At 70.0% G+C, this 5,508-nt stretch carries 3 protein-coding genes; all 3 read right to left on the bottom strand.

Annotated elements, in window-relative coordinates:
- The coding region (locus ACZ6D7_RS44465; RefSeq protein WP_469503917.1) for an APC family permease at positions 1–1,472 on the bottom strand (1,472 nt) is incomplete at its 3' end.
- 630 nt (positions 1,473–2,102) lie between these two features.
- Entirely contained in the window at positions 2,103–2,804 is a 702-nt protein-coding gene (locus tag ACZ6D7_RS44460; RefSeq protein ID WP_469503915.1) for an SDR family NAD(P)-dependent oxidoreductase, read from the bottom strand.
- Between the two features lie 335 nt (positions 2,805–3,139).
- Complete coding sequence (gene kdpB / locus ACZ6D7_RS44455; protein WP_469503912.1) at positions 3,140–5,293, bottom strand: potassium-transporting ATPase subunit KdpB; 2,154 nt, start codon at positions 5,291–5,293, stop codon at positions 3,140–3,142.
- Positions 5,294–5,508 lie beyond the last annotated feature (215 nt).

The following is a 5,508-nucleotide window of genomic DNA, read 5'->3' as shown; positions in this document are numbered from 1 at the left end:
CTGGTCACGCGCAGCTCGAAGGCGCGGGCCAGCCGGGAGAGCAGGGAGACCAGGATGATGCCGGCGATGAAACAGGCGCCGATCTTCACGCCGTCGGGGCGCTCGAAGACGTTCACGACCGTGACGTAGAGGAACACCGCCGAGATGACGGCGAAGCCGATCGTCCAGTTGCGCTGCCCGGCCTTGTGGGCGGCGATGGTCACGGCGATGGCGGCGGAGCTGATGAGCACCAGGACGCCGGTGGCGTAGGCGCCGCCCTGGGCGTCGACGTCGGCGTCGAAGATCCAGGTGACCAGGAAGGCGACCAGGGTGAAGACGATCACCATGGGGCGGACGGCGCGGGCCCAGTGCGGGGCCATGCCGTAGCGGGGCAGGTAGCGCGGCATCAGGTTGAGCAGCCCGGCCATCGCGGAGGCGCCGGCGAACCAGAGGATGGCGATGGTCGACACGTCGTAGACCGTGCCGAAGGCGTTGCCCAGGTACTCGTGCGCCAGATACGCCAGAGCGCGGCCGTTGGCCTGCCCGCCCTCCTCGAACTCCTTCTCCGGGATCAGCACCGTGGTGATGAAGCTGGTGGCGATCAGGAAGACGCTCATGATCAGGGCGGCGGCCGTGAGCAGCTTCTTCGTGTCCCGGATGCGGCCCTTGGGGTTCTCCTCGGTGTCGCCCGGGTCGCCCTGGACGTGCGGCATGACCGCGACGCCGGTCTCGAAGCCGGACAGGCCCAGCGCCAGCTTGGGGAAGACCAGCAGGGAGACACCGATCATCGCGAAGACGTTGCCGTGCTCGGCGGTCAGGGCGCTCGTCCAGTCGGTGACCACATGGCCCTCGGTGAACACATGCCCCAGGCCGACGGCCACCACGACCACGTTCAACCCGAGGTAGGCCACCACCAGGGCGACCGCGACGCCGATGGCCTCCAGGAAGCCCTTCAGGAACACCGCGCCGAGCAGGGCGACGAGCATGAGAGTGATGATCATCTGTTTGTCGTGCAGGGCGTCGGCCAGGTGCGGGTTCTCGACCAGGTGGGTGGAGGCGTCCGCCGCGGACAGGGTGATGGTGATCAGGAAGTCGGTGGCCGCGAAGCCCAGCAGGGTCAGGACGAACAGCTTGCCCTTCCAGAAGGACAACAGGCGTTCCAGCATCGCGATCGAGCCCTCGCCGTGCGGACTCTCCTCGGCCACCCGCCGGTAGACCGGCAGGGCACCCACCAGGGTGACGATCACCAGCACGATGGTCGCGATCGGCGACAGCAGACCGGCCGCGAGGGCGGCGATGCCCGGCTGGTAGCCGAGAGTAGAGAAGTAGTCGACACCGGTCAGGCACATCACCCGGTACCAGCGCTGCCCCTTGTGCGGGGGCTCGGGCTCGGCGTGCGGACCCGTGTGGCCGCCGCCCTTGCCCATGTCGGACAGCCCCTCCAGCATCCAGGAGCGCAGGCGGCTTGGCGGAGGGTGCTGGGTGGTGGCCATCGGCATGCTCCTGATGTGCGGCTCAGGGTGCGGTCCTCGGCCATCACGCGGACGGCGGCACCAGCGTATGCAGAGAGTGACGTGCGGGCCACGGATGAGTCCGTCGCTCGCGTCAAGCTTCCGTTAAGAGAGGCGGTGTGAGCGTCGGTGGCACATCAAGACGACGACGTCTCGGTTGTGTGGGCATGAACTAGGCCACACGGGTGGTCGTATGGGCCACGAGCCAGGCGCGCACACCCAACGTCATCTCGTACGCCTCGTACGCCTCGTACGCCGTTTTGCGGGCTCCCTGTACGAAGGTGATGCGGACTTGGAGGGCGCGCGTCCGGAGCCAGGGCCGGCCATGCCGTGAGTGATCCGTCGGTGTGGCCGGCGTCGGGGCTGGTGCCGTAGGCGCCGCCGCGGTCCTCGTACGCGGTGCCCGGGTCGTCCCGGGCTTCCAGGAGGGGGAGCCAGAGGCGGCTCGCTGTCGGAGTCGGGCAGCGGGGGAACGACCGTGTAGTGCAGGGTGAAGGAGTCGTCCGCGCGCTTCAGCCGGGTGAGGGTCAGTTCGTGGCGGCCCGCGAAGATCGGAAGGGTGAGGAGCGGGGTTCTGGTCACCTGGGCTCTCTTTCCTCTTACGAGCGGTGTCTATGTGGTGAGTCGATCATGTGCCACGGGGCTGCCGACCGCGTAGTGGACGTACCCGCGGACCAGTCGGAAGCCCGCGGTCCAGGCCAGGAGGCGGCTGGCACGGTTGTGGACCGAGCAGTTCCAGCTGGGAATGTGGCCGCGCGCGGAGATGTCGGCGCACAGGGAGGCGACGCAGGCCAGGGCGAGCCGGGAGTAGCGGCGGGCACGGTTGGGGTCGGACCACTGGATGGACCCCGTGCGGTGCAGCGCCGAGGACACGTTGACCACCCGGCCGCCGGGGTCGCTGGTCAGCGCGGGCTCCAGCAGGCAGGAGAGCAGGTAGTGGGCGAGGAAGTTGACCTGGAAGGCGATCTCGTTGCCGTCGGCCGTCACTGTGTGGCGCTCGGGGGCGGCGATGCCCGCGTTGTTGACGAGCGCGTCCAGGTGCGGGTGCTCGGTCACGACCTCGCGGGCGAGGGTCTCCACCTCGTCGAGACGCGCGAAGTCGGCGGCGCACGTCCACAGTCGGGAGGCGTCGGTGCCTGCCGTGGCGACCAGGCGGTCGGCGGCGGCGCGGGCCTCCTCGGCGGTGCGGCCGTGCAGCAGCACGGTGGCGCCGCGTTCCGCGAGCTGCCGGGCGGTCTCCAGACCGATGCCGGAAGTGGCGCCGGTGACCAGGACGGTGCGGCCGGAGAAGGAGGAAAGGGCAGAGTCGGACATGGTCCGATCCGGGGTTGCGGGCACGCCCCGCACCCCTCTCAGAGGGTGGCGCGCGTGCGGGTAGGAAAGGTGAAAGGGGCGCCGGGATGGGGATCACGGCGCCCCTGGGGATGCGGAAGGCCCGTCAGCGGGACGACGGCGCGGGCGTTTCCGCACAGCGGGGCGCACGACGGAGCGGCCGAGCGGGACTCGGCGGCCGGTCGAAGAGGAGCCAGGCGCTGTTCACAGGTTCCATGCAAGCCGTCCCGCAGGCCCCGGGCAAGCCGTTCAGCCGTTCCCTGACACGCCTCTGACGTGCGCATACGAGGTCTTGACGGCCGAGCCGCGAGAGCGGTTCAGCCAAGGCCGGGCACCCCGGAGACCAGCAGGTCGATGAGCTTGATGCCGACGAAGGGGAGCATCAGCCCGCCCAGGCCGTACAGGAGCAGGTTGCGGCGCAGCAGGTCGTGTGCCGACGAGGGCGTGTACCGGACGCCGCGCAGTGCGAGCGGGATCAGCGCCACGATGATCAGTGCGTTGAAGATGATGGCCGAGGTGATCGCGGAGGTGGGGCTGTGCAGGCCCATCACGTTCAGCGCGTCCAGGCCCGGGTAGGCGCCCGCGAACATCGCCGGGATGATCGCGAAGTACTTGGCCACATCGTTGGTGATGGAGAACGTGGTCAGCGCGCCCCGGGTGATGAGGAGTTGCTTGCCGATCTCGACGATCTCGATGAGCTTGGTCGGGTTGGAGTCGAGGTCGACCATGTTGCCGGCCTCCTTGGCGGCCGATGTACCGGTGTTCATGGCCACGCCGACGTCGGCCTGGGCGAGCGCCGGGGCGTCATTGGTGCCGTCGCCGGTCATCGCGACCAGCTTGCCGCCCTCCTGCTCCCGTCTGATCAGGGCGAGTTTGTCCTCAGGGGTCGCCTCGGCCAGGTAGTCGTCCACGCCCGCCTCTTCGGCGATGGCGCGGGCGGTGAGCGGGTTGTCGCCCGTGATCATGACGGTGCGGATGCCCATGCGGCGCAGCTCGGCGAAGCGTTCACGGATGCCGTCCTTGACGACGTCCTTGAGGTGGATCAGGCCCAACACCCTTGGGCCGTGCCAGTCATGCACGGCGACCAGCAACGGCGTGCCTCCGGAGGCCGCCACGGAGTCCGCGAACAGCCGTGCCTCGGGCGGGACATGACCGCCGTACATCTGCACCCACTCGACAACCTGCTGGGTGGCGCCCTTGCGGATGGCGCACACGGCTCCGTTGTCCCAGCGCAGGTCGACGCCGCTCATCCGGGTCTGCGCGCTGAACGCCACCCATCGTGCGTTCGTCAACTCGCCCTCAGCGGGCGCCCGTAGTCCGTGGAGCCGTTTGGCCAGGACGACGACGGAGCGGCCCTCGGGTGTCTCGTCGGCGAGGGAGGACAGCTGGGCGGCATCGGCGAGCTGCCGTTCGTCGATGCCGGGCAGCGGGACGAAGGCGGCGGCCTCACGGTTGCCGAGAGTGATGGTTCCGGTCTTGTCCAGCAGCAGGGTGTTCACGTCGCCGGCCGCCTCGACCGCGCGGCCGGACATCGCCAGCACGTTGCGCTGCACCAGCCGGTCCATGCCGGCGATGCCGATCGCGGACAGCAGGGCGCCGATGGTGGTCGGGATGAGGGTGACGAGCAGGGCGACGAGCACGGTCGTGGACTGGGCGGCGTCCGCGTACGCGGCCATCGGCTGGACGGTGACCACGACCATGACGAACACGATCGTGAGCGCGGCCAGCAGGATGTTCAGGGCGATCTCGTTCGGGGTCTTCTGCCGCGCGGCCCCCTCGACGAGGGCGATCATCCGGTCCAGGAAGGAGTGCCCGGGGCGGGCGCTGACCCGTACGACGATCCGGTCGGACAGGACCGTCGTGCCGCCCGTCACGCCGCTGCGGTCGCCGCCCGACTCGCGGATCACGGGCGCCGACTCCCCGGTGACCGCCGACTCGTCGACCGCCGCCACCCCGTCGACGACATCGCCGTCGGCCGGGATCAGCTCACCCGCCTCGACGAGCACGACGTCGAGCGGTTTGAGGTCGGTGGCGGCGACGGCCTCGGTCTCGGCCCTCCGCAGGTCGGTGCCGTAGCTCCAGTGGCGCAGCCGCAGCGCGACCGTGTCCGTACGCGCTCTGCGCAGCGATTCGGCCTGGGCCTTGCCCCGGCCCTCGGCCACGGCCTCCGCGAGGTTCGCGAAGATCACCGTCAGCCACAGCCAGGCGCTGATGACCCAGGTGAAGACGGCCGGATGGAGGACCGCGGAGAGGGTGGTGAGGACGGCTCCGACGGACACGACGAAGAGCACGGGGTTCTTGACGAGTGCGCGCGGGTGCAGTTTGCGCAACGCCTCGGGGAAGGACTGCACGAGTTGCGCGGGTTCGAACAGTCCGCTCGGCGCGCGGCGCTTCGCTCCTCTTTCTGATCCGGACCGGGGAGCGCGCTGGGTGCGGGACGGCGGAGCCTGCTGAGGAGCGGCGGAGAACATGGGGGACCTTAATGCCTCGGTGGAGGACCGGACGCACGCGTGCAGGGGCACGCCGGTGACCGGTCGGGCTGACAGAGCGTGTGGCGGGCGCCGGGTCCTGGGGGGGGGGGGGGGGGGGGGGGGAGGAGGGGGGAGGGGGGGGGGAGGGGGAGGGAGGGAGGGGGAGAAGAAAAAGCGCGATAGGGCATCAACACAACCCCCACCCCGCACCCCCA

The sequence above is a fragment of the Streptomyces sp. NPDC041784 genome (assembly GCF_055591025.1).
Note: the sequence above shows the minus strand (reverse complement) of the source record. Positions and strands in the feature narration are given on the sequence as shown.